General features: G+C 42.4%; 20 protein-coding genes. 10 read left to right on the top strand and 10 right to left on the bottom strand.

Annotation, left to right across the window (positions count from 1 at the left end):
- Positions 1-39: 39 nt before the first annotated feature.
- Positions 40-756, bottom strand: coding sequence for a YggS family pyridoxal phosphate-dependent enzyme (locus ACTXGF_RS25550; protein WP_443533445.1), 717 nt, complete (start codon positions 754-756; stop codon positions 40-42).
- A gap of 345 nt (positions 757-1,101) precedes the next feature.
- Between ACTXGF_RS25550 and ACTXGF_RS25555 the strand changes: the two genes are divergently transcribed.
- Both ACTXGF_RS25555 and ACTXGF_RS25560 read left to right on the top strand, forming a co-directional pair.
- On the top strand, positions 1,102-2,157 hold the full coding sequence (locus tag ACTXGF_RS25555) for a type IV pilus twitching motility protein PilT (RefSeq protein ID WP_057758253.1): 1,056 nt from the start codon (positions 1,102-1,104) through the stop codon (positions 2,155-2,157).
- Positions 2,158-2,289: 132 nt separating this feature from the next.
- Positions 2,290-3,411, top strand: a complete 1,122-nt coding sequence (locus ACTXGF_RS25560; RefSeq protein ID WP_238069259.1) for a PilT/PilU family type 4a pilus ATPase — start codon at positions 2,290-2,292, stop codon at positions 3,409-3,411.
- Between the two features lie 131 nt (positions 3,412-3,542).
- On the opposite strand, the gene fur is transcribed toward ACTXGF_RS25560, so the two are convergent.
- The gene (gene fur, locus ACTXGF_RS25565) at positions 3,543-3,977 is read right to left on the bottom strand and encodes a ferric iron uptake transcriptional regulator (RefSeq protein WP_057758249.1); all 435 of its coding nucleotides are present in this window, start codon (positions 3,975-3,977) and stop codon (positions 3,543-3,545) included.
- Positions 3,978-4,293: 316 nt separating this feature from the next.
- Between fur and ACTXGF_RS25570 the strand changes: the two genes are divergently transcribed.
- Positions 4,294-4,713: an outer membrane protein assembly factor BamE gene (locus tag ACTXGF_RS25570; protein ID WP_057758247.1), complete on the top strand. Its 420-nt coding sequence runs from the start codon at positions 4,294-4,296 to the stop codon at positions 4,711-4,713.
- 33 nt (positions 4,714-4,746) lie between these two features.
- Here ACTXGF_RS25570 and ACTXGF_RS25575 read toward each other — a convergent pair whose 3' ends face one another.
- The 4 genes from ACTXGF_RS25575 to ACTXGF_RS25590 all read right to left on the bottom strand — a co-directional run bounded on the left by ACTXGF_RS25575 (position 4,747) and on the right by ACTXGF_RS25590 (position 7,916).
- Entirely contained in the window at positions 4,747-5,118 is a 372-nt protein-coding gene (locus tag ACTXGF_RS25575) for an RnfH family protein (protein ID WP_443533442.1), read from the bottom strand.
- The gene (locus ACTXGF_RS25580) at positions 5,106-6,239 is read right to left on the bottom strand and encodes a hypothetical protein (RefSeq protein WP_443533440.1); all 1,134 of its coding nucleotides are present in this window, start codon (positions 6,237-6,239) and stop codon (positions 5,106-5,108) included. Before ACTXGF_RS25580 ends, ACTXGF_RS25575 begins: the two co-directional genes overlap by 13 nt.
- Positions 6,240-6,593: 354 nt before the next feature.
- Positions 6,594-7,262: a c-type cytochrome gene (locus ACTXGF_RS25585; protein WP_101205531.1), complete on the bottom strand. Its 669-nt coding sequence runs from the start codon at positions 7,260-7,262 to the stop codon at positions 6,594-6,596.
- A gap of 318 nt (positions 7,263-7,580) precedes the next feature.
- Complete coding sequence (locus tag ACTXGF_RS25590) at positions 7,581-7,916, bottom strand: c-type cytochrome (RefSeq protein ID WP_443533438.1); 336 nt, start codon at positions 7,914-7,916, stop codon at positions 7,581-7,583.
- A 414-nt stretch (positions 7,917-8,330) separates the two neighbouring features.
- Here ACTXGF_RS25590 and yihA point away from each other — a divergent pair, with 414 nt between their 5' ends.
- Positions 8,331-9,101 (top strand): ribosome biogenesis GTP-binding protein YihA/YsxC, encoded by a 771-nt coding sequence (yihA, locus tag ACTXGF_RS25595; protein WP_114701249.1) that lies wholly within the window; start codon positions 8,331-8,333, stop codon positions 9,099-9,101.
- Positions 9,102-9,224: 123 nt separating this feature from the next.
- Here the strand turns inward: yihA and ACTXGF_RS25600 are convergent, their stop codons facing one another.
- Both ACTXGF_RS25600 and ACTXGF_RS25605 read right to left on the bottom strand, forming a co-directional pair.
- Positions 9,225-9,932, bottom strand: a complete 708-nt coding sequence (locus ACTXGF_RS25600) for an HAD family hydrolase (protein ID WP_397476539.1) — start codon at positions 9,930-9,932, stop codon at positions 9,225-9,227.
- 133 nt (positions 9,933-10,065) lie between these two features.
- Positions 10,066-11,076 (bottom strand): RluA family pseudouridine synthase, encoded by a 1,011-nt coding sequence (locus ACTXGF_RS25605; protein ID WP_165598358.1) that lies wholly within the window; start codon positions 11,074-11,076, stop codon positions 10,066-10,068.
- A 1,189-nt stretch (positions 11,077-12,265) separates the two neighbouring features.
- Between ACTXGF_RS25605 and ACTXGF_RS25610 the strand changes: the two genes are divergently transcribed.
- A complete protein-coding gene (locus ACTXGF_RS25610) occupies positions 12,266-16,432 on the top strand; it encodes an Rne/Rng family ribonuclease (RefSeq protein ID WP_443533436.1) in 4,167 nt (1,388 codons plus the stop codon).
- Positions 16,433-16,548: 116 nt separating this feature from the next.
- On the opposite strand, the gene ACTXGF_RS25615 is transcribed toward ACTXGF_RS25610, so the two are convergent.
- Positions 16,549-17,490: a DUF808 domain-containing protein gene (locus ACTXGF_RS25615; protein ID WP_443533435.1), complete on the bottom strand. Its 942-nt coding sequence runs from the start codon at positions 17,488-17,490 to the stop codon at positions 16,549-16,551.
- Between the two features lie 405 nt (positions 17,491-17,895).
- Between ACTXGF_RS25615 and ACTXGF_RS25620 the strand changes: the two genes are divergently transcribed.
- From ACTXGF_RS25620 to ACTXGF_RS25640, 5 genes are all read left to right on the top strand, one after another.
- A complete protein-coding gene (locus tag ACTXGF_RS25620) occupies positions 17,896-18,747 on the top strand; it encodes a DsbC family protein (protein WP_443533433.1) in 852 nt (283 codons plus the stop codon).
- A gap of 431 nt (positions 18,748-19,178) precedes the next feature.
- Positions 19,179-20,519 (top strand): homoserine dehydrogenase, encoded by a 1,341-nt coding sequence (locus ACTXGF_RS25625; RefSeq protein WP_101205523.1) that lies wholly within the window; start codon positions 19,179-19,181, stop codon positions 20,517-20,519.
- 109 nt (positions 20,520-20,628) lie between these two features.
- Complete coding sequence (locus tag ACTXGF_RS25630; protein WP_443533431.1) at positions 20,629-21,810, top strand: thiolase family protein; 1,182 nt, start codon at positions 20,629-20,631, stop codon at positions 21,808-21,810.
- 398 nt (positions 21,811-22,208) lie between these two features.
- Positions 22,209-23,057, top strand: a complete 849-nt coding sequence (locus ACTXGF_RS25635; RefSeq protein WP_443533429.1) for a DUF2382 domain-containing protein — start codon at positions 22,209-22,211, stop codon at positions 23,055-23,057.
- Between the two features lie 247 nt (positions 23,058-23,304).
- On the top strand, positions 23,305-23,871 hold the full coding sequence (locus tag ACTXGF_RS25640) for a YsnF/AvaK domain-containing protein (protein ID WP_443533427.1): 567 nt from the start codon (positions 23,305-23,307) through the stop codon (positions 23,869-23,871).
- A 124-nt stretch (positions 23,872-23,995) separates the two neighbouring features.
- Here ACTXGF_RS25640 and ACTXGF_RS25645 read toward each other — a convergent pair whose 3' ends face one another.
- Complete coding sequence (locus tag ACTXGF_RS25645; RefSeq protein WP_238069596.1) at positions 23,996-24,529, bottom strand: hypothetical protein; 534 nt, start codon at positions 24,527-24,529, stop codon at positions 23,996-23,998.
- Positions 24,530-24,637 lie beyond the last annotated feature (108 nt).

Below are 24,637 nucleotides of genomic sequence, written 5' to 3' on the forward strand. Positions count from 1 at the left end.
GCTAGTTAAAGGATGCCTAACTAGCCTACTCATATGGTTTTAAGCACGCTGACCAAAGATAGCAGTACCGACACGTACCATCGTTGTGCCGTTTTCTATCGCTTCTGCCATATCACCACTCATACCCATACTAAGCGTATCCCAGCTACTTAACTCTGGATAGTCGGCTTCAACCTTTTCAAACAACTGCTTAGTTCGAGCAAAGGCATCCGTATTTGCTTTAGCAGGAATAATCATCAAACCTCGCAGTTTTAAGCGCTCGTAGCCTTTTATCGCTGTTATCAGCTCTGGCAATTGGGCTGGCAGGCATCCTGACTTGCTATCTTCATTATCGATGTTTAATTGGATCAACACATTCAACGGTGGCAGGTCAGCTGGTCGTTGCTCATTCAATCGTTTGGCAATGATATCGCGCTCAACCGTTTGCACCCAATCAAAGTGCTCTGCAATGTCACGTGTCTTATTACGCTGAATACTACCAATATAATGCCAAACGATACTCTCGCCTACAGGCTGCGTTTTAAGAGCAGTAATTTTTTCGATGGCCTCTTGTAAATAGTTTTCACCAAAATTACGCTGTCCTTGCTCTGCTAAAGTTGCAATCATATTGGCAGGTTTCGTTTTCGAAACAGCCAACAACATAACATTATTAGCCTTTCTGTCAGCATGATCACACGCTTGCTTCATCTGCTTATGAACTTGCTGCCAGTTATCGATAAGTGTCACTTCAGCAATATTGCCATTCATTTCCTTCATATTTTGCCCTTACTGCTTGATTAATTTTTTGAGATTTTTTTCTGCAATTTTTATTATAAAAAAAACATAACTATCCGATTCTTCAAAGTAAATTAGAAATAACTCCTATAAGAATTATTTTAAAACGTTCCAGTTCTATTTTTTCTTAATTTAGTAGATGGTTAAATACTCACAGTCTTGTTATGATATTGTTACATGCTTTAACATATGCTACTGAATATGCTAGTGATGGTAAAGACCTGTACTAGTGAGTCTCTTATTATACTAAGGCTATCGATAAATAGTTTACCACGTACTTTTATAGTGTTTTGTCTTACCTAGACTAAGTAATAGGAATATCAAATTATGGCTGAAAAAAATAATCTTAATATCGAAGACTTGCTGCGCTTTACGGTTAAGCATAAGGCGTCAGATTTACATATTTCAGCGGGTATGCCAGCAATGATACGTGTCGATGGTGAAATGACACGTATCAATATGCCAGAGATGACCCATCAGGTCGTGCATCAGCTTATTTATGACATCATGAATGATAAGCAACGTGCTGACTTTGAGGAGTTTTTTGAAACGGATTTTTCTTTTGAAATTCCTAATCTAGCACGTTTTCGTGTCAACGCTTTTAATCAAAACCGCGGTGCAGGTGCTGTATTTCGTACCATTCCTTCCAAAGTATTAACGATGGAAGACTTAGGTATGGGCGATGTCTTTAGACGCGTTTCAGACTTTAAGCGTGGTGTGGTATTGGTCACAGGCCCAACAGGTTCAGGTAAGTCGACAACACTTGCAGCGATGATTGATTATATTAACGAAAGCCGTAAAGAGCATATTCTAACTATCGAAGACCCGATTGAATTTGTGCATCAATCTAAAAAAAGCTTAATCAATCAACGTGAAGTACACCGTGATACTTTGGGTTTTGAGCCAGCATTGCGCTCTGCCCTACGTGAAGATCCCGATGTTATTTTGGTTGGTGAGCTACGTGACCTTGAGACCATTCGTTTAGCATTGACCGCAGCAGAAACTGGTCACTTAGTATTCGGTACCTTGCATACCAGCTCAGCGGCTAAAACGATTGACCGTGTCATTGACGTATTCCCAGCTGCTGAAAAAGATATGATCCGCGCGATGCTGTCAGAATCATTGCAAGCTGTTATTTCACAGACCCTGTTACGTCGACAAGCGGGTGGACGTATAGCCGCCCATGAAATCATGATAGGCACCCCTGCTATCCGTAACTTGATACGTGAGAACAAAATTGCCCAAATGTACTCTGCTATCCAAACAGGTGCAGGCGATGGCATGATTACCCTCGATCAAACGTTAAAGAACTTGGTAAGTAAGGGAACCATTAGTAAGGATGTTGCACGTCCTTATGCCAAGCAGCCTGAGGCATTTTTGTAGTACTGATAGATAGTATTGACAAATACCACTAAAAATAACAAACAACTTATGGTCTCTGTTTTTACTTTATTACTTTTTACTGATGCTTTTAAAATATGATTTTAATCGACTTACATCCGGTGCAGGTGCGATATGGATATTGATAAACTATTACAATTAATGATCAGCAAAAATGGCTCTGACCTTTTTATTACTGCTGACGTAGCACCTTCCATGAAAGTGAATGGAAAGATACTGCCTGTCGGTAGAACACCTTTAAGTGCTGAGCAAACCATGAGATTGGTCAAAGGTGTAATGACGCCAAGCCAGCAAAAAGAGTTTGAAGAAACCAACGAGTGTCAATTTGCCATCTCTGATGAAGCGCAGCAAGCACGCTTTCGAGTCAGTGCATTTGTACAACGCGACATGGCAGGAATGATTTTAAGAAAAATTGAAAATAACATTCCAACTGTCGAAGAATTACGTTTACCGCCAGCGCTAAAAGAATTGGCCATGAAAAAACGCGGTATTGTTCTATTAGTTGGCGCAACGGGTACAGGTAAATCTACTACCCTTGCTGCAATGATAGGACATCGCAATCAAAACTCTCATGGTCATATTATTACGATAGAAGACCCTATTGAATTTGTCCATAAACATCGCGGCTGTATTATCACCCAACGTGAGGTTGGTATCGATACCCATTCATTTGAAGCGGGCCTAAAAAACACGCTACGCCAAGCACCCGATGTCATCTTAATCGGTGAGATTCGTAACCGTGAAGTCATGAGCTATGCTATTCAGTACGCAGAAACTGGCCATCTAGTGTTTGCAACGTTGCACGCAAACAACGCTAACCAAGCAATCGATCGTATCATTCACTTCTTTGAAACCAGTCGCCATAACCAGTTGTTTATGGATTTGTCGTTGAACCTCCAAGCTATTATCGCGCAGCAACTTATCCCCACACCCGATGGTAAAGGTCGACGTGCTGCTATTGAAATTTTGCTAAATTCGCAGCTGATCAGTGACTATATCCGTAAAGGGGAAGTTCATGAAATCAAAGATGTGATGACACGCTCACGAGACAGTGGCATGCAAACCTTTGATCAAGCACTTTTTGATTTGTATGAGCAGGGAGAGATAACGTATAAAGAAGCGATTCTACATGCCGACTCCCCTAACGATCTACGCCTCAAAATTAAGCTCAGCAGCAAAAACGGTAAGGCTAATTTAGATGAAGGTGCTGATAGTTTATCATTAGATGTAAGCTAAATTATTGTGCTTTCTACGCATAATAGACATATAAAAAGAAACCCTCGTTATAAATAACGAGGGTTTCTTTACTGTTTAATATCGTAGTAAGTACTAGCAGAAATAAGCGTTTCTAGTGATACAACAGATAATTATTTCGCGCTATCTCTACAGGCTTGATCCGCACAAATGCCATATAGCACGAGAGAGTGCCCAGACAATTTAAAGCCATGTTTTTCTGCCACTTTCAGCTGCTCTTCTTCGATGACTTCATTATGAAACTCTATAATCTTGCCACACACATCACAAACTAGGTGATCGTGATGCTCTTCTTGGGTAATCTCGAATACAGATAGATTGTTTTCAAAGTTATGACGCTCAACAATACCTGCTTGCTCAAACTGTGTTAGGACACGATAGACAGTGGCAAGACCTACGTCTTCACCTTGCTCGATAAGCGCCTTGTACACTTCTTCTGCACTCATGTGATGCAGCTCTGCGCTTTCTAATAGCTCTAAAATTTTGATACGAGGTAACGTGACCTTGAGTCCTGCTCTACGTAAATCTTGATTGGTAAAAGAAGCCATAATATCCCTTTTGACTGTGACAGTCTTAACAAATAGAAAATATGAGATAATAATCAACAAAGATTATTTTTATTTAATATAAAGTAAATGGTTAATAATAAACTGATGAAACTTACACAGACATCTCTCTTATTATTTTCTAAATATCGAGATGCAAGCCTATGAATTTAAAATATAATTAATCTAACTATTCAGATTGTGTTTGGTAAATAATGTCGTAAGTGGTAGGCAATTGCAAGTAAATGACGTATCATTTGTCCAAGATTGTCGGTCAGACTGGTACGACCTAACGCTGGCCACACCTAATTCATTTCTTATGAGTCATCTTACCATGATAAAGACATTAAATTTCCGTCCGTTAAGCCACACCAGCGCATTACGTAAGATCGTTATCACCAGTATGCTTAGCGCTACTGTTGCTATGTCTGGCTGCTCATTATTGAGTGTTTATAAGATTGATTTGCCACAAGGCACAGCGATTACTCAAACCCAAGCTCAAAAGCTAAAAGTGGGTATGAATCAAAACCAAGTTCTTTATACTCTTGGTAGCCCTGCGATTCGAGATACGCTTGAGCCTAAACGCTGGGATTATATCTATGACTACAAAGCAGGCACTGAAGGTAGTCGTAAAGGCATCGCCGATGTCAAAAACGCTAGCCAGCACTTAGTTGTTTACTTTGATGATAATGGTTTGGTCACGCGCATCGAAGGTATTGAGAGTCTGCCAGCATCATAGTTAGCGAAACCTATTAGCTTAGATAATTGACGATTAGCTACGAGATTTATTTTTGCGCTGAGACATAGGATCAGCGCTTAAACTGCGATATACCTCGATACGGTCAAAAGGCTGTAGCAAATAGCTTAATGGCTGTTTCTGTGCATAAATCCCTACATGCCAACGTTTCGCAGTTGGCGTGGTGATATCTATTACTTGCTCACACCACTTTGCCAGTTCTACAAATTTCTCAAGCCATCCTGCTTGCGCCAATGCTTCACGCAAACTAGTACCTTGTCTAACCTGCAAAGCTAGATAATGCTGGCGCTGCTCATCTTCAGCATACGCCAGATATACGGTCATTAGATTGGCTTGCGTAGACTGTAGCACACTGCTGTCACGACCTTCGACTGTTAGCTCAACCACTGCATCACCCAACCTATCAATGCTAGCAGCAATGCTAATGGTACGACTAAACGTATCGCCACTCGCCACAAGTTATAAACTGCTTCATTACTAAAATTTAACGACTTGCGTAGATGGCTAATCTTCATCTGCCAACCCGCAAATACTGATAATAGTAGTACAGCAATGCTACTAATAATGACCAAGATGCCAACTAACCATGCTGTCGGAATCGCAACCACTAATAATAACGCTACAGCAAAAGTGATTATCAAACTAACTAACAATCCAAATTTATGCGTTAACTGTTGCGTGCTGTAATGTAGCAAGTAACTGGCTACAAATAACACCCCACCCCAATATAGCAGCTGTCCAATTGGTGGTAGCGACATACCACTAGTAAATAAAGCCACTACTCCTATCAGCAGTTGCAACACCCAAATCGGTAACACTAACTTGGTTGCACGGTACTCACGAGTAGCTGCTCTGTTCTTTACTTGCTGACTGTTTGCTTCTACCGCTGTGACGGTTTGTTTGCTCACCAAGTTCTGACCGAACCAGTATAGTCCTGTACCCGCACCGACACTGACTAATGCTAACGCGACTGCGCGAGCCCATTCCGTCAAACTGACATCAGTCATAGCAAAACCAGCACTTGGCACACCGTTTGCGAATCCTAGTAGCAACCCTATTACCATCAATCCCAAACCAATAGGTAAAGGCGTAATACCCAGCAAGCTTAAGAGTAATGCAATGACCATCAGGCCTGCAGCAACTGCGAAGCTAGGTACATCAGGTACGCTATTTAGCTCAGTTAATGCAGACAATATACCCGTACTTGCGCCAGATATAACCAACGCTGCAATCACAATAGAAACCAGCGCCGCTAACCAACCAAAGCTGCGCCAGATCGGACTGACATCTGCTTCACGAGTGAGCTTTTGCATACCCGCTAGAGGGCCTTCAACGCTACGATAGGCCAATGCTATCTCAGCGTAAACAACTGGCAGCGCAACCAATACCATGGCTAATAGCCATAGTAACCAAAAGTCAATCTCACCAATTGACGCAGGTGCAAACCAACGAAATAGCAATAACGGTAGTAGCGCCGCGATAAAATAAGAAGCATAACGGATCATCATAATTTCAATCCAAACGATCTAATACCATTCACAAAAACTGGAGTAGCAAACAAGACAAGTGCACGTACTACGCATAGCAGACCGAACATGTTTGACAAGACTAATCGTATTTTGAAAATTGGTATAAAGTGAATAACGATAATTTATAATTATACAGAGCAACGACTGGCTTCTGTAAATGAATTCAACTAAATACTGTCTTAATATAAGGGACAAACAGTTATAAAAAAACCCCGAAATCGGGGTTTAGTCATTCAGATATAATCGATATGCGATTCAATACTCAGTGGCTTTATTCAATGGCCTTCTATGCAAAGCCAAGTATGTATCAGATATCGCATCAGTGCGACTCAATTAGTGAATAGCACTTACATAATCTGACAAGATACGAATGTCACGATCTGATAGTTTCGATGCAACCGTTTGCATCATACCCATCTCGCCTTCTTTGGCTGCATCATTGACTCGTTTTTGGTCATCGCTATCGATATCATCAACACGTCCAGCGGCACGGAATAGTTTTAGCTGAGTAGCAATATACTGAGCATGCTGTCCACCTAGTTTTGGAAATGCAGCCCAAGTATTACCTGCAGCATCTGGACCATGACAGCCGGCACAGCCAATAACACCGCGCGACTTGTCGCCGCCCAAGAATAGCTTAGTCGCTTCTTGGTTGGTTGCAGGATTGCCGTAGCCAACGCCCCAAGGCGCTTGACTGGCGTAATAACCTGCTACGTTTGCTAGGTCTTGCTGAGACAGATTAGCAACTTGTGACTGCATGATACCGTTTTTGCGATAACCTGCTTTAAAGTTGACTAGCTGTTTATATAGGTACTTTACGTTTTGGCCGCCAAGGTTTGGCTGTGCAGGAACAATGCTGACGCCATTAAGACCATGACAAGCGGCACAAACGGTTTCTGCAACTTTTTGACCTGCATTGACGTCATATTCAGGAACAATAATAGCAGCTTGTACGCTGAAACTTGCAACGCATAAGCTGGCAGCAGCGATTAACTTTTTCATTGATACAAATCCTACTAGCTCGGCGTAAGCATTATTTAGAGTGATTGCACTGGTAAGATACCTGATATAGCCGTCTCTTTAATCATGAGAATGGCGTATATTTTAAGGTCTTGGACACAAGCAGTCTGAAAGTACTTACTAACATCAGGGTTTATTTTCGATTATTATAGCAAGACTTTGTATCATTTGCCTACTTAATCATAGTATCCATCAGTTTTCTGGCAACACAATATACAATATGACGCAAAAACAAAAAGCGCAGATAGGTTGTTAGCCTAGCGCTTTATTTTATATGTTTAACTTATATTTATAAGTCGATTATTTGCTCATATACTCGATAAGTTTACGATAGTCGTCATCACTACATTTGTCGCAAAGACCACCTGCTGGCATCTGCGGCATACCACCTTTGACAGACTTGATAAGCGTCGGCATACTTTTTTGTTTAATCAGCTGTTGCCACTTGGCACTATCACCTTTTTTAATGGCATTTAACGCGCCACTATCGTGACAGGCTGCACATGAGTTATTATAGGTAGTGGCGATATCTGCCGCACCTGCGCTGCTAATCATAATGCCACTTAATAATAGTGCAGCACTGCTAGCAATTATAGCGCGATAACTCGTGCTAAGAAGTTTACTGATTGAAAACATAGAGCACCTCCTCGTGATATTTCACGTGTCTCATCAATCGTTCTATTAAACATCTCTCGTTAAACATTGTAACAATATATGTCATATAAACATAGAGAATTTGGATATGGCTTTGTTAAAGCTGAGAACTTGTCTTAATGACTGGCCAACTTTAATGTTATCCTACTATTTATATGATGCTAATCGCAGTTATTTCAATAAGTAAGACACGGAATAGTATAGAATAGCCAGTAATATTAAATAGCTACTTTTATGATTTGCACATAACTGTATTGATAAAGAACAGCCTTTTACCTTGATTTACCTTGATTTACCTATTACTTGACCAATTACTTGACCGCACCGATGACTTGAATCATCAGCTGACTAAAATTTTATAATCGCATCCAATTTTTTAAGATTAATGAGCCATTTATGAGTACCCCGTTTAACGATGTCGCCGCTGAACATGCTTTGTTCAATACCAAATCTCGTCAGAAAATTCAGCAAACTGAGTTTATGATGTCAGCACCTACCTTTCGTCTCTGTCCTCCTGATATGGGATTGGAAGTCGCTTTTGCAGGGCGCTCAAACGCTGGCAAATCATCAGCCATCAACGCCTTAACCAATCAGCGTCAATTGGCTCGCTCGTCTAAAACGCCTGGACGCACGCAGATGATTAACTTTTTTAGTATCGGTGATACTGACAGACGTTTGGTTGATTTGCCTGGTTACGGCTATGCCGCTGTTCCGCTAGAGATGAAAAAAGAATGGCAGGTTGAGCTAGAAGAATACTTGGTATCACGCTCAAGCCTTGCAGGTCTGGTACTGATGACAGATATTCGCCATCCGCTTAAGTTTTTTGATGAGCAAATGCTGCACTGGGCAAACGATGGTGAACTACCAGTACATATTCTGCTGACCAAAGCAGATAAATTGAAGTACGGTGCTTCTAAAAACGCCCTCCTTGAGACTCGCAAACGCCTGAAAAAACTGGGCTTAAACTGTACCATTCAGTTGTTTTCGGCTCTCAGAAAAGAAGGTCTCGATGAGTTGGCTGGGATAATGGGCAACTGGTATGAGTATCAGCTTGATGCAGACAAAATCATTGAGTCTTCTTTTGCATTGCTAGAAGGCGCTGAGTTAGAAGACGCTATTGAAAAGGAAAGCGTTGAAAAAGAGAGCGTTGATAAAGAAAACAAATAAATATCCTTGTCTTTAACAAAAAGAGTTTATCGCTATTACGATAAATTCTTTTTTATTGCCTGTTTATTCACTCATTATTATCATCGGTATGCTATAAAAATAACGAGGATTATAAAAGTAGCTCTACCCGCATAGCAAGTCTACTAGCGCTTGTGGAGTATCAACTTGATAGGTTGGATTTTGCTCCGCAAGCTCTGCACTCGTTGCCGTACCATAGTTCACCGCTATACTGGTCATGCCTAATGCTGTTGCCATTTGAATGTCATAGATACTGTCACCGATAAACACAGCATCAGAAACCTGCTGCTGCGTATAATCCAAAATATCGGTCAACATCTGCGGATCAGGTTTTGAGCCTGACTCATCAGCACAACGCGTAATCGCAAAATAATCATGGCTATCTGAGGCATCTAGTACACGATCTAGCCCTTTTCTTTTTTTACCAGTTGCTACGGCGAGCGTTTTGCTTTGCTGTTGCAAAACTTGCAACATACCCTCTATTGGTTCAAAGAGCGGCGTACTGTGACTATTAGCAATATAGTACTCTGCATAGGTTCGCTGAATCTCAAGCAACTGCGTATCGTTTGCCTGCGGATATAAAAGCTTGATGCCATTCATTAAGCTCAGACCAATGATATCTTTTACGGCTTTATCAGTCGTCTCAAACCCGTGTGCTTCCCCAGCCACATGCATAGACTCAACGATTAGACCGATTGAATCCATTAGCGTGCCGTCCCAATCAAATATAATCAATGTCTTGTCAGACAGATTATCTTCTGCTGATGGTTGAGCATTTATGATGCGTTCTGAAGTTATAGCTGGTTTGGTCATGGAGTCACCTTGATGAATAACAATAATAAATAGCAGATACTAAAACGTCACGGTGGCTTATTCGTAAAAATAAGATATCGTGACGTTTAGAAAAATACAAAAATAGTTTGGCTTAAGAATTGATTTTGAAAAACTATTCAGGCAATTTCGTTGTTTCTGGTAACCAATCTGCCATATCGTCTGGCAATGGCGCAGTAATAGTCTTGTAGCCTGGGATGTCTAAGCGCCATGCATGTAGACACAGACGATGGACGCCTGATTTGTCATGAACGTTGTATTTGTCATCACCCAAGATAGCATGACCGATATGCGCCAAATGCACACGGATTTGATGAGTGCGACCCGTCAATGGCTTGGCTTCAATTAAGCTGACTGGCTGACTATTAATCATAAAGCGATCATGAATAATAATATCAGTCTGGCTTTCTTTCGCTTGTGGGTCTTGGCTATCTACTTTCACTCGGCGCTCACCACTGGCAAGCGTGTAACGTAGCAATGGCGCATTGATACGCTGCTCATTAAGCGCAGGTTGACCTTTGGCAAGACATAGATAGTGCTTTTGAATGGTCTTATCTACCAAATGCTGCTGCAATACTTTGAGCGTTGAGCGTTTTTTGGAAATCATCAGTAGCCCTGATGTGTCTTTGTCGATGCGATGGATCAGCTCTAAGTATTTTTTACCTGTCACTTCACGCATGGCTTCGATAACCCCAAAGTCCAAACCGCTACCGCCATGCACAGCGATACCAGAAGGCTTATTCAGCACTAGCAAACCGTCATCTTCATAGACCACGCGAGCCAGCAAGCTTTTGGCGAACTCGGTACTAATAATTGGTTTCTCGCGCGTTGCTAGCTCTACAGGAGCAATACGTACCACATCTTCACGCTGCACTCTATCGTGTGCTTTGCAGCGTTTATTGTTGACGCGTATCTCATCTGAGCGAATCATTTTGTAGATATGTGATTTTGGCAAACCTTTTAAACGGTTTAACAAAAAGTTATCCAAACGCTGGTCGTGTTGATGGCGCGTTACTTCGAGGTAGTTCACCTTACCGAAGTTGCTAATCTCATCGTCAGCGCTTTGTGGGCGTGTTTTGCTATTAAAAATAGCAGGGGCTTCATGGGTAGTAGCGTCGTCAGTCATTTTTGAGTTTGTCATTTTTAGTTAGGCATTTACACAAAGATTTGCTATAGTTTAGCATGTTGAGCGACAATTAAGCAGAGGCGACAGCAATAATCATTGTTGTTACAAATAGTTGACCACCATTTTATTGCTTGTCAGTTTTCTACTACTCGCCAGTAAAGAGGTTGACACTATTTATGCTGCTGACATGACACGTTTCATCTGATTTTAGGGCGCGTTATTTATTTAGAGGTACTACTTACCAAATATAGCCCTACAAATTAAAAATACTGTACTGAATGTTATTCGGTACCATAAAATAAATAGTGACACTAAATACCATCGCGTTAATAACTCTGATAATAAATTAGCTTATTAACCGATTACAACACAACACTGACTCACTAATTGCATGACAACGACTGTACTCGATAACCAATCATTATTTAATGACTATTTATCTGATGGTTCTTTATGCCAGCATAGTTGAGCAAGTATGGGTAATTTAGCGTTAGGATCGAAAAGTATATCGATAGCTGCCTAAGTATTGGTGGTCAAACAGATGACGATAACAATGTAAATACGATACCACGCTGACAAGCTGGTCCATTACTCTGTTTGCCAAGTACGCCCCGCTGATAACAAAAGCTGCGACACCTAACCTTGAAACACCCAAGATATTATTGACGTTAGACAGAGAACGATAAACAAAGAGTAACCAATTGCTTCACCTGAATAAACAACCGCTGAATGACGCCACTATATAGTAGCATCATGACCGCGATATTATTGTTAGACTTTGATGGATGAATGGCAACAGCACCACGCCTTTTTAATATCAGTATTTTTTAGAACTGTAACTGACCCTCGCCCACGCTTACAACGTGCGCTGAAATCACTACCAATAGAACGTACTGAGAATAAGAGCGCTTTGACTCGCTGACCCAATCATATATGTACCAAGTTTACTAATGATAAAATATAAGTACCATAGCCTTACACCCTATATTACTGATATTAACGTGAGCACCGCTCATTACTTCAGGTAAAAAAAGAAGCCATTGAAAAAGCCCATGTGCTTTATGAAACCCACGATTTACGTTCTACCGTTAATGAACATCTACACACGCTAATCACAATATTAGCCACACTTGCCACTATGTCCTAAAGACTGTCTTATCGTTGTCATGCGTACTCATAGGATACAAATATGAAACGCATTTTGATCAACGCCACTCAAAACGAAGAGATTCGTGTCGCCTTATGTAAAGGCAATCATCTGTACGATTTCGACCTAGAAAACCGTACTCGCGAGCAAAAAAAATCTAACATCTATAAAGGTCATGTGACCCGTGTCGAGCCATCGCTTGAAGCAGTATTCGTCGAATATGGTTCTCAGCGCCAAGGATTTTTGCCAATTCGTGAAATCTCTGCTGAATATCTAAGCGGCAATCCACGTGATGAAAACATCAAAAAGCTGATCAAAGAAGGCGACGAGCTAATTGTCCAAGTCGAAAAAGAAGAGCGCGGCAATAAAGGCGCTGCCCTATCGACGTATGTGTCATTAGCCGGTCGCTATCTGGTATTGATGCCAAACAACCCTCGTGGCGGAGGTATCTCACGTCAAATCTCGGGCAAACTGCGCGAAGATATGAAGCGTATGCTGAGCAACCTTGATTTACCAAAAGGCATGAGTGTCATTATTCGTACTGCTGGTATTGGTAAAACTCAAGAAGACTTGCAGCACGATCTAAACCACTTGCTCAACATTTGGCAAGCCATTCAAGAACAAAACCAAAAATACCCATCACCGCGCTTGGTTCACCAAGAAGCGGGCGTTGTCACACGTGCTGTTCGTGATTATCTGCGTGATGATATCGCTGAGATTTGGATTGATAACGAAAACGCTTACATTGAAGCGGCTGGGTTTATTGATGCGGTAATGCCAAAACAAGCTGAAAAGCTACGCAAATATACCGATTATGAGCCGATGTTTTCACGCTTTAATATCGAAAAACAAATCGAAACTGCTTATCAGCGTGAAGTTCGTCTGCCATCAGGTGGCTCAATCGTTATTGACCAAACAGAAGCACTAGTCTCTATCGACATTAACTCAGCTAAGTCGACCAAAGGTTCAGACGTTGCTGAGACCGCTTACCATACCAACTTAGAAGCAGCTGATGAGATTGCTCGTCAGCTTCGTTTGCGTGATATGGGTGGTTTGATCGTTATTGATTTCATTGACATGAATGACAATAAGCACCAAAAAGAAGTAGAAAAACGTCTGATTGACGCGACCAAATACGATCGTGCGCGCGTTCAGTTCGGCGATATCTCTAAATTTGGTCTAATGGAAATGAGCCGTCAGCGTCTACGTCCTTCGTTAGAAGAATCAACTGGCTATATCTGCCCACGTTGTCATGGCAACGGTATGATTCGTGACTTGCGTTCATTGTCGCTATCTATCATGCGTCAAATTGAGCAGATCGCTCTAAAAGAACGTCAAGGTGAAGTACAGGCAGAAGTCCCGACTGACATCGCTGCATTCTTATTAAATGAAAAGCGCGACAGCTTGGTTTATCTTGAGCAAGACAGTGGCACTCGTATCACTATTTTGCCACACGCGCATTTGGAATCACCAAACTTCAAGCTTCATTTCAACCGTGATGGCTTTGCACCATCGAGCTATGAGCGTATCACTGATACTCAGCAACAAGAGCACAGTGACCTTGGCTACAACGTTGACTGGCAGACTGCTGAAAAAGAGCGTCCTGAACAGCAACCTACTCGCCAGCCTCGTAAAACTGCAGATGATAAGCAGAACCGCTCAAACACGCAGCCGAATGCAGCCACGCAAGCGCAGAACGATACGGTAAATCATAGCAATGATCGTCGTAATCATAAAAATACCAACGACGTGTCGCCTGCACATGCACCGCAAGCCAATAAAACCGCTAGTGTTGCCGCTCTAATAGCGCCGCAGACACAGAGTGTCGAAGCTACTGCTCAACCAAAAGCCGTTGCGTGGTTATCAAACCTATTTGCTCAAGCACCACAAGCCACTACGACACCTAGTGTCAGTAGCCGAGATGCCGCTGAAGCAATCGAAGCGCTAGTAAACACTGGCGCGCAAAGCTTAGGCTCTTTTGGTCAAGTTGATAGCAATGCATTGAATAGTGCAGCTGCAACTAGTGAGCAGCCAACTCAACAAAGCAACAGTCAGAAAAATGACAGCCAACAGTCAGATAATAACACTAACCGTCAACAGGCGCGTCGTAATGACAGCGATGCTGACGACAGCAGCAATGAAGACAGAAGAAGACGTAAGCCGCGTAAGTCTAGATCTTCTAAACCGCGTCAAAGAAAAGAGACAACTGACGAGAATACTGGCAACGTAAACAGTAGTTCAGAAAGTTCTGGCTCAAACAATGCTGATGACAAATCGTCTGATACTCAAGACCAAAGACAGCAAGACAAGCGTCAGAACGATAACAGACGCACGAACGATCGCAATCGTAATAACCGCCAAGATAGTAATCAACAGAGCAGCAATCGTAACGCAAGTGAGCGCAGTGATGCTGATAACGAGAACAGCTCTAAAGCAGATGAGCAAACCCGTACTAAGCGCAAATCGCATAGTCAACGCGGCTCACGCGGTAAGCTAGAGCGCGGTGAAACATTAACAGCTGACAGCGTTAAGCATAGCAAACAGCAGAACGCTAGAAATAACGATGCTGCCAATAGCAAAAATCAATCTAACACGCGCCGTAATCAGGACCCTAACGAGGTCGTGCTACAGGTCAATGAAGCGCCAACTGAGCTAAAAGCGCCTGAAGTGGTTCATCTATCTTTAGATGATAGCAAAGCCACACAGGCTAAAAATCAGCCTAGCGAGCAGCGAAGCGCAACAAATAACGTAGCAAAAGATGAGCGTTCAAACGAAACAGCTGCTCAAAAACCTACCGATAAGCATAGTAGCAATGAGCAGAACACTGGTAAGCAAAACACCAATGCTCCAAACGCTGAGAAGAAAAGTGATAATGAAAAAAATACGGTAGAAACCCATACTAATCAGGTAAATGACGATAAGCGTGCAAATACTGAACAAGCTAAGGTGCAAAACGATGCTCCTAAGCATGAACAGGCTGCTGAAGAGAAAAAAGCACCTGTAGTTGTAGAAGCTCAATCGACCTCTACGAGTAACACCGAAAGTAAAGCGGAAGCTCCAACATCGGTAACTGCTGACGTAGAAGAAGCTAAAGAAACTCAGACTCCAAAACAGCAGGAAACCAAGACTGCTGAAAATGTGAGTAAGGGCTATGAAGCTCAGAATACTCAGGCTGACAGTAATAGTGCAAGCACAAGTAATGTAAGTAACTCAGCACTTGAGCTAACTCATGAAGCACTATTTGGCGCACGTTACGTGACTGCTGAGAAATTTGGGCAAGCGAGTAACGATCCACGTGTAGTACTCGCTCAGCAAGCCGCTCAAGCGGACAAGCCAGCTGCTACTAATGTGCCAGCAATACGTGGTACGGTTGGTGAGTTTATTCGTGCCACGCTACCAGAGGCGCAAACGCGCTTAGTAGAAGAAGGCATTATCAACTGCTTTATCGCGACTATTGCGTTGCATAATGAGCAATCTCAGAGTACTGATAACAGTTCTAATGCTGCTAGCCAGAGCTTTGACTTTAGCAATTATGGCTATCAACCATTGGCTGCCGACTACCTTGCACGCTTTGAAGCGATGACCCGAGCGGTCAGTCAATTCGCAGCCGCGCAAGGTAAGACAGACGTTGAGCCACGTGCTATCACTAAGCGTGCTAGCAACGATCCGCGCGGACAGCACCCTGATTATCAGGAACCAGCTGTATTGAGCGTACCTGCTGAACAAGCTATCGTCGAGCAAACTAATAGTGAAGTCGATGCGCATCACGTTGAAGCAACTGCCCTAGCCAATCAGACACAGACAGAAAACGTCAGTTTTGATAGTGAGCACTTGCTAGAAGTCGAGCGTGCTCAGTCAGAAGCTAAGGACGCAGAAGTCGAAACTCCTGTAGAACAAACTGTCAATGAGGTAGAAGATGCTTCAGAAAACATAGCTGCAGAGACTGAGCAGACGACTGAATCGGCAGTAGAAGAAACTATTAAAGAAGCTAGCAAAGAAGACAGTCAGGCAGCTAAGTCTAAGACGACCATAGCCAGCTATAAAAACATGATCGAAAATGTGGCTGAGCAGTTGCTACCACAGACCGGTATGTTCAATCTGACTACGCCAAAAGTACCAAAGGCGCGCAGTCGTAAGCCTAAGACGGAGCATAAGAAGCCGACGCAGGCTGAAAAGCTCGCATCTGATGATACAGATAGCGATAGCTAGTTACATAAGCTCAAACGTAAAAGCCCCAAAGCTATTCGTAGCTTTGGGGCTTTTTATTTTAATACAGTTAAACTTACTTGCTAATTCAAACGAGAGACAATAAAAAGCAGATAAGCTTAGTGTGTAGAAGACGCTGTGTCATCTTTACCACGGATTTTACCAATAGTAGTAACAATAGCTACTACAATAGCGCCAACAATCAGTCCGACCAATCCATTTAACAATGACGCGGTTAACCCTTCAAATACCCCAGTAAGATGAGCAATATCTTCTACACTGTGATGCAAAAAGCCGATACCGTGAACGATAATACCGCCGCCCACCAAGAACATCGCAATCGTGCCCGCTATGGATAAAAACTTCATAAGCTTTGGCGCAGCCGCAAGCATAAACTCGCCAAACTTGCGCTTACTATCACCTGCTTGTGAGTTTTCAATCAAATGCAGACCCGCATCATCAATCTTTACGATGCCTGCAACTAAGCCGTAAATACCGACGGTCACGACAGCAGCAACTATCGAAAGTACGATGCCTTTTTGGACAATATCGCCACCAGCTGCTGTAATTGCGCCTAAAGAGATAACAATAATCTCAGCTGATAAGATAAAATCGGTACGTATGGCACCTTTGATTTTGTCCTTTTCAAACGCGACCAAATCTACCGACTCATCTGCATTGGCTTTTAAACGGGCATTTTGCTCTTCATCATGAGGCAACAACTTCGGCCAAAACTTGTGAATGACCTTCTCAGCCCCTTCATAACTCAGGTATAACCCTCCGATCATCAATAGCGGAGTAATCAACCACGGTATAAAATAACTGATCAATAGTGCCGCTGGTACTAAAATCACTTTGTTTACGGCAGAGCCTTTGGCAACTGCCCAAATGACGGGGAGCTCACGATTTGGCTTAACCCCTGTGACCTGCTCGGCATTGAGTGCTAAATCATCACCAACTAAGCCCGCGGTTTTTTTGGCGGCAACTTTGGTCATGACGCTCACATCATCCATTAAGACGCTGATGTCATCGAGTAAGGTTAATAAACTGGCACCTGCCATGTGTGCTCCTTAAAGCAAATTTGTTAAAGTAAGTCGTTCTCAAATAGTTTATACAACGCATTTTATATAGATTTTTATAAAAACAATGCGATTAGCCTTAGACTACAAGTTCAAGCAACTATGTTAAATAGCACAAATGTATCTTGTTTTTTGAATTTATGTTGATAGCTATTCTTTAAAGTTGGCTTTATTGATACTTCTTGGCTGCCTTCCCTTTGCTATTATTTAGCGTAAATATGGTAATATGAAGGCTGTTATTACCTATCTTTTATTATCAATAAGTTATAAAAACTTCTTCAATGTTAGACCTTTAAAACACTGCCAAGACACATTACTATATAGAAAAGCTTATAGCGCTTTTTATAACGAACTCATGATTAGGCGCGACGCCTATAGGAAACCCGTATGCCGTTCCCCACTATCAAAAACACTACCTTGCGTAACCCTCTTTCTCGTACCGTTCTATCTCGTTTTATGATGAGTGCGCTGTTAGTTGGTATCGCTGCTGGCTGCTCAAACAATGCCGCTGATGCAACCAGCAATACCAGTGTTGTAAACGCTGCACAGACCAAAGCTACTACTAAGCCTTCAGCTGGTAATGATACAACCGTGGTGAAGGCGTTACAGGCGAACCTGAAAAGCTCTGGTATCGAGGAAACTATTGTCTCAGCCGTACCGACAGATATGGATGGTATTTATTGGGTGACCGCTGAAGGTTTACCTTCTTTCTTTACTGATAAAGCTGGCAAGCATATTATTCAAGGTCAGATCATTGCTGTGGGTGATGCCGCTCCGGTTGATATCAGTGCTGCATTGGTTGCTACGACAGCACAAGAAGCGCTAAAAGCCGTTGATAAAAAAGACATGGTGATTTATCCAGCAAAAGGTGAAACCAAGGCTGTCATCTATGCCTTTACCGACGCAGACTGTGGCTACTGTCGCAAACTACATTCAGAAATGGATGATATCAATGCGCGCGGTATCGAGGTTCGTTATCTGGCATGGCCACGTAGTCAAGAGTCTGTACCAAAGATGGAAGCTATCTGGTGTAGTCAGGATCGTAAAGCTGCGATGGATCAAGCAAAAATCGGTGCCAATGTACAAGCCCCTAGCTGTGCCAACCCTGTACAAGAACATATGGCTCTAGGGTCGAGACTTGGTGTGCGCGGTACGCCTGCGGTGTTTACCGAAACAGGACAACAAGTAGGTGGTTATTTACCTGCAGCAGAATTGGCACAAGCAGTAGGTGCTAACTAATCGTATAAATTACCAGTATTAGTGACTCATATTAGTAACTAATATTGGCAACCAAGCATAAATGACATATACATATGCCAAACAAGATTGAAGCTACTGCTTTTTTATAATCGTCAGCTGATATAACCTTGATGGTGTTGTTCTTATAACATTGGCCTTTATAGTATTAGCCTTCGGAACATTGGCTTTTATGAGATTGCTCTTTATGAGATTGTATAGACGTCACAATGCCTTGTCGGTATGATACGATAAAGCGCGATGCAAAATGAGCAACACCCTTTTTATTTGAGCTTTTTTTATTCAACTACGATGAAGTAGATAAGCAGGCAGCACTAGACAATGCGCACAGACATTACGTTTGATATTGCAGACTCATTTGACACTGTCATCGCTTATACTGACTTCATTGTATTTAACCTCTTGAGGATACTGTGAGTAATTCCATCAAACTAGCGATACTTGGTCTGGGCACCGTCGGAACGGGCGTGATCAATCTGATCAATGACAATTTAAATGAGCTAAAACGCCGTAGCGGACGCGACATTATTATTACCGAAGTTGGTACGCGTCGTCAGCGTGATGATATTGATACCAATATCATGCAAAACAGCGATCTGATGGCAATTGCCGCAAGCGACAACGTCGATATTGTTATCGAAGTGATTGGTGGTACCACCTTAGCCAAAGACGTCATTATGCAGGCCATTAAAAACGGCAAGCATGTGGTTACGGCAAACAAGGCTCTACTCGCTGAACACGGTAATGAAATTTTTGCTTTCGCTGAAGAAAACAATGTGCATGTTGCTTATGAAGCAGCGGTTGCAGGCGGTATTCCGATTATCAAGGTAATGCGTGAAGCACTTGCCGCCAACAAAATCGACTGGCTCGCGGGTATCATTAACGGTACTGGTAACTTTATCATGACCGAAATGCGTGATAAGGGCCGTCCTTTTGCCGACGTATTAAGCGAAGCGCAAGAGTTGGGTTATGCAGAAGCAGATCCTACTTTTGATGTTGAAGGTATTGATGCCGCTCACAAATTGGCGCTACTTGCTTCAATCGCATTTGGTATCCCACTACAGTTTGATAAAGTTTACTGTGAAGGTATCACTGGTATTACCCTGCAAGACGTGAACTATGCCGAAGAGCTTGGCTACCGTATCAAGCATTTAGGGTTTGCCGTACGCCGCGATAGCGAAAACGATGGTGACGCAGGGGTTGAATTACGCGTACACCCGACACTTATTCCACAAGATGCGCTATTGGCTAACGTCAATGGTGTGAAAAACGCAGTACTGGTCAACTCACATCCACTTGGCCAGACGCTCTATTGCGGCGATGGTGCTGGTGCTGGTGCAACTGCTTCTGCAGTGATGGCTGACGTCATGGATTTGGTTCGTGTACTGGGTAGCAAAGACCGCGACGATCAGAGCAACACTGGACATCATGTCCCGCATTTAGCATTTATCCCTGACCAGCTATCGGACACACCTATATTGCGTGCCGATCAGATGGTAACTGGATATTATTTGCGTGTGCATGCTTATGATAGCCCAGGTGTATTAGCAGATATCACGCGCATCCTAAGTGATGCTGGTATCAATATCGATGCCATCTTGCAAAAGCCTGCGCATAAAGTAGGTCAAGTGCCGGTGATTATTCTGACGCTCCCTGTGGTCGAGAGTCAGATGAATCTTGCTATCGAAAAAATTGAAAAGTTAGAGACCATTACTGATAAAGTAGTACGCATACGATTAGATGAGCTAGCATAAACCACATACTGAAGAAGACAGATGCTTATAATATAAGCAAAAGCTAGCCAATCGGCATCTGATTTCTTGGTAGATACTTAATCAAAACGCACAACAAGGAATAATAACGATGTCAAATGATGCAATTGTAATCCTAAACGGCGCACGTACACCAATGGGTGGCTTTCAAGGCGCACTAAAAGACATGAGTGCTACCGAGCTGGGCGCCGCCGCTATCAAAGCTGCCGTCGAACGCTCAGGTGTTAGCGCTGACAGTGTTGATGAAGTCATTATGGGTTGTATCTTGACGGCAGGTCTAGGTCAAGGCCCTGCTCGTCAAGCCATGCGTAAAGCAGGTCTACCGGATGCGACTGGTGCTGTCACGATCAATAAGCTTTGTGGTTCAGGCCTAAAAGCCGTCATGCAAGCGCATGATGGTATCAAAGCGGGCAGCTTCAACGTCGCTGTTGCAGGTGGCATGGAATCAATGACCAATGCACCGTATATCATGCCAGGTTCACGTGGCGGCTATCGTATGGGTCATAAAGAAGTCAAAGATCATATGTTCTTAGATGGCCTAGAAGATGCTGATACTGGTAAGCTAATGGGTATGTTTGCTCAAGAAATGGCTGATGAAAAAGGCTATACACGCGAGCAAATGGATGAGTTTGCTATTGAGTCATTGAACCGTGCGCTGACTGCTATCAAAGATAACCACTTTAAAGATGAAATCGAGCCTGTTACGTTTGCCACGCGCAAAGGCGAGCAAACTGTCGATACCGATGAGCAACCAGCCCTTGCTAATGCTGATCGTATCCCTACTTTGCGTCCAGCATTTGCTAAAGATGGTACGATTACTGCCGCAAACGCTAGTTCAATCTCAGACGGTGCTGCAGCAGTCGTCGTGATGAAAGAGTCTCAAGCGAAAGCTGAAGGCCTTGATTATCAAGCTCGTATCGTTGCTACTGCCTCAAACTCACGTCACCCAAGCGAATTCACCATCGCGCCAATCGGTGCCATTGAAAAAGCACTATCAAGTGCTGGCTGGTCAGTAGATGATGTAGATCTGTGGGAAATTAATGAAGCCTTTGCAATGGTTACTATGGCTGCAATGGACGAGCTGAAACTTGACCATGCCAAAGTAAATATCGAAGGCGGTGCATGTGCCCTTGGTCATCCAGTAGGCTGTTCAGGTGCTCGTATTCTGATTACGCTTATCAACTCTCTAAAGCGCACTGGCGGCAAAAAAGGCGTCGCAACGCTATGTATCGGTGGTGGTGAAGCGGTAGCCGTAGCTATTGAACTTGCTTAAATAAAGTAGGTTTAGCTGACTTAAAGTAAGTTAGCTAAGTAATGCTTAGATAATTATTGTTTATTGAGAAACCGCATTGCTAATGGTAATGCGGTTTTTTTGTGTCTGCTTTCTTTCGATGAATGTTGAATATTACTCTGTGTAAAGACTCGTTAACTTCTACCCCTTCCTATGTTATGCCACTTACAGCCTATTACACGCAATTACTGCAAGCGCACACTTTGCTACCTTGCTCATATATCTCATCAAAAATCGCGGTGTTAGGATAGCTACAAGTTGATAGGGAAGCTATTCATTTGGCTTACCATTAACTGTAATAGATATGGTTTTACTAAAAATTAATAACAACATCAACCATTACATTATAAAAAATAAACTCGCAAAAAAGGAATATAACAATGAGTCAACTAATCCGTTTAAAAGATATCCAAGCTACTCATCAAGATTTGATTGGTGATGACTATTATGATCCAACGCACAAAACTGCTTACGGTATCAATGAAGAGAAAATCGGTAAGATCGAAGGTGCCCTAGTCGAAGACACGACTGGTCGTATTCGTTACTTAATTGTAGATGCAGGCGGCTGGTTTAGCTCAAAAGAAGTACTGGTACCAGCAGGTTTAGCACGTATTGTTGGTGATGATGTCTTCTTTGATAGCTTAACCAAAACGCAAGTAGAAGCCATGGAAGTATACGATCACGATTACCAGTACAGCTATAAAGAGCAGTACGAAAGAGATCGTCAAGCATTTACTGCTGATACACTCCCTGTAGAAGATCGCGTTGATATTGCAGATCATTCTTATGACGCGCCAAATACGCTAGAGCTATTAGAAGAGCGTCTAACGGTAAATAAAGACCGTATCGTTGCTGGTCTAGTAAAAGTAGGTAAGCATGTCGTCACTGAAGAACGTAATGTCGATGTAGACTTAGAAGAAGAACATGCCAATATTCAGCGTACTAGCGTAGATCGTCCAACAGATCGTCGTATTGGTGATCTCGATGCTACTGAAACAGTTGAAGTCGAACTAAAAGCTGAACGTGCTCGCGTCAGCAAAGAAACATATGTTTCTGAAGAAGTAAATGTCGGTAAGACGACCGATCACCATACTGAGACGTTAATTGAGACCATTCAACGTGAAGAGCTAGATGTTGATGGCGACGGCAATGTGGTAGACCGTGAAGGTAACTTAGTAGACCGTGATGGTATCACAGCAGAAGATGTACGCCGTGCTCGTGGCATGTAATATGCTAATACGTCATAGTTTAATGACGTAAGTTTCCTATATCGTTAGTTAAACATGATAGTAATAAGTAGCTAAGCTCATATGTTTAGCCATTAAGATCAGAGCATGTCTCTGGTCTTTTTTGTATTCATAACATGAGCGAATGGTTTATAGTATTCAATGTAGCTAGTTAATATATGTGGTTAATTAACATATAACGTTTGAAATTATTAGAAATTCATCATTTTATAATTATAAAGGAATAAGAATGACTACTGAAAATGGAAACAGTCTTTACCAAGATAACTTGGATAAAGAACAAAATATCTCAACGAAGCAGACGAATAATACCGTCAATGTTGGACACTTAGAGCTATTAGAAGAGCGTCCTGTAATTAACAAAGAACGCTTGGATGTGGGTAAAGTAACCGTCACTAAGCATTCACGTACTAAGACTGTTGAAGTGCCAATTGAGTTAGTAGAAGAATATATCACCATTCGTACTGAGTACCATGACGCAGAGAGCCAAGACTTACTCTCTGGTAATTACGATGACAAAGACATATTGCGCCACGTCGAGCCTTCTTTAGATAGCAAAGCCGTAGTAACTATTAATGGTAAACAAATAGAGATTGGCGATGAACCGATTGATATTGTGTTATCTCGCCAAGTGGCTACTATTACCAAAGACACCTACGCTATTCAAGACATCGAAATCAATAAGAGCACCCATGTACATACTGACAGCATTCAAGTAGAGCTCAAGCATGAAGAGTTAGATGTGACTGAAGAAGGTCTGTTGGCTCATGATTCTGATACAGCTTCGTTAAAATAAGCGCTGATAGTTTAGCCACTACGAAATTGTATGATTGATAAAGATTGTTATGCAGCATGAAAAAGCAACGCTATCTTAGCGCTGCTTTTTTAATGATTATTACCTGCTAAGTATTGAAGACCAACTATGAGGCTTCATTACACTCAAATGTATTAACATTTGACTCATCTGCACCAGCAGTACGCATGACGCCAGTTTTACGAGCTTCGTGCCCTACGCGCCATTGTGTAAAGCCTTGACCACCATCAATTGCGGTCGCCACTTCAAACACTTCAGGATTACTACCTTCATTGGTTTGGTTCAACGTTACTGTACCCATGTCAGTTGCGACAACAACTTGATTGGCATCTTCTTTATAAGTCGCCTCAACTTTTAGTTCAGGTGTACATAGATACGACATCTGCATCACGCCGCTGTTTACTGAAGCGGTGGTATCACCTTCTACTTCGTTAAGTGAAGCATCTTCAGTATCGACAACGACATCGCTAGGTTCAGCAGGCTCCGCTGACATTGGAACGGACTCTTCTGTATTAGCACCGTCTTCCATTCCCGACTCTGGCTCTGCCTGTTGCTGACAAGCACTGACCGTCAAGGCGCCAGCCAACAAGCTTGTTAAAACTACTGAGCTGCGTACTTTTTTTAAGAATTCTACACTCATGACACTCTCCCAAATAAATATGTTAAACACTATAGCGTGTCCATAAATTCACGCCTATGCTGAATTTGTAAGTAATCAATACAAAGTGTTTGTTGGACTTAGTCTAGC

The organism is Psychrobacter sp. 1Y6 (assembly GCF_052258385.2).
Lineage (GTDB): Bacteria > Pseudomonadota > Gammaproteobacteria > Pseudomonadales > Moraxellaceae > Psychrobacter.

Bases quoted from the DNA above. Each gene is read 5' to 3' on its own strand.
- ACTXGF_RS25600 (WP_397476539.1), bottom strand. From the start codon at position 9,932: ATGACCAAACCAGCTATAACTTCAGAACGCATCATAAATGCTCAACCA.
- ACTXGF_RS25555 (WP_057758253.1), top strand. From the start codon at position 1,102: ATGGCTGAAAAAAATAATCTTAATATCGAAGACTTGCTGCGCTTTACG.
- ACTXGF_RS25635 (WP_443533429.1), top strand. From the start codon at position 22,209: ATGAGTCAACTAATCCGTTTAAAAGATATCCAAGCTACTCATCAAGAT.
- ACTXGF_RS25605 (WP_165598358.1), bottom strand. From the start codon at position 11,076: ATGACTGACGACGCTACTACCCATGAAGCCCCTGCTATTTTTAATAGC.
- fur (WP_057758249.1), bottom strand. From the start codon at position 3,977: ATGGCTTCTTTTACCAATCAAGATTTACGTAGAGCAGGACTCAAGGTC.
- ACTXGF_RS25640 (WP_443533427.1), top strand. From the start codon at position 23,305: ATGACTACTGAAAATGGAAACAGTCTTTACCAAGATAACTTGGATAAA.
- ACTXGF_RS25615 (WP_443533435.1), bottom strand. From the start codon at position 17,490: ATGGCAGGTGCCAGTTTATTAACCTTACTCGATGACATCAGCGTCTTA.
- ACTXGF_RS25580 (WP_443533440.1), bottom strand. From the start codon at position 6,239: ATGATGATCCGTTATGCTTCTTATTTTATCGCGGCGCTACTACCGTTA.
- ACTXGF_RS25630 (WP_443533431.1), top strand. From the start codon at position 20,629: ATGTCAAATGATGCAATTGTAATCCTAAACGGCGCACGTACACCAATG.
- ACTXGF_RS25620 (WP_443533433.1), top strand. From the start codon at position 17,896: ATGCCGTTCCCCACTATCAAAAACACTACCTTGCGTAACCCTCTTTCT.
- ACTXGF_RS25590 (WP_443533438.1), bottom strand. From the start codon at position 7,916: ATGTTTTCAATCAGTAAACTTCTTAGCACGAGTTATCGCGCTATAATT.
- ACTXGF_RS25585 (WP_101205531.1), bottom strand. From the start codon at position 7,262: ATGAAAAAGTTAATCGCTGCTGCCAGCTTATGCGTTGCAAGTTTCAGC.
- ACTXGF_RS25550 (WP_443533445.1), bottom strand. From the start codon at position 756: ATGAAGGAAATGAATGGCAATATTGCTGAAGTGACACTTATCGATAAC.
- yihA (WP_114701249.1), top strand. From the start codon at position 8,331: ATGAGTACCCCGTTTAACGATGTCGCCGCTGAACATGCTTTGTTCAAT.
- ACTXGF_RS25645 (WP_238069596.1), bottom strand. From the start codon at position 24,529: ATGAGTGTAGAATTCTTAAAAAAAGTACGCAGCTCAGTAGTTTTAACA.
- ACTXGF_RS25610 (WP_443533436.1), top strand. From the start codon at position 12,266: ATGAAACGCATTTTGATCAACGCCACTCAAAACGAAGAGATTCGTGTC.
- ACTXGF_RS25570 (WP_057758247.1), top strand. From the start codon at position 4,294: ATGAGTCATCTTACCATGATAAAGACATTAAATTTCCGTCCGTTAAGC.
- ACTXGF_RS25560 (WP_238069259.1), top strand. From the start codon at position 2,290: ATGGATATTGATAAACTATTACAATTAATGATCAGCAAAAATGGCTCT.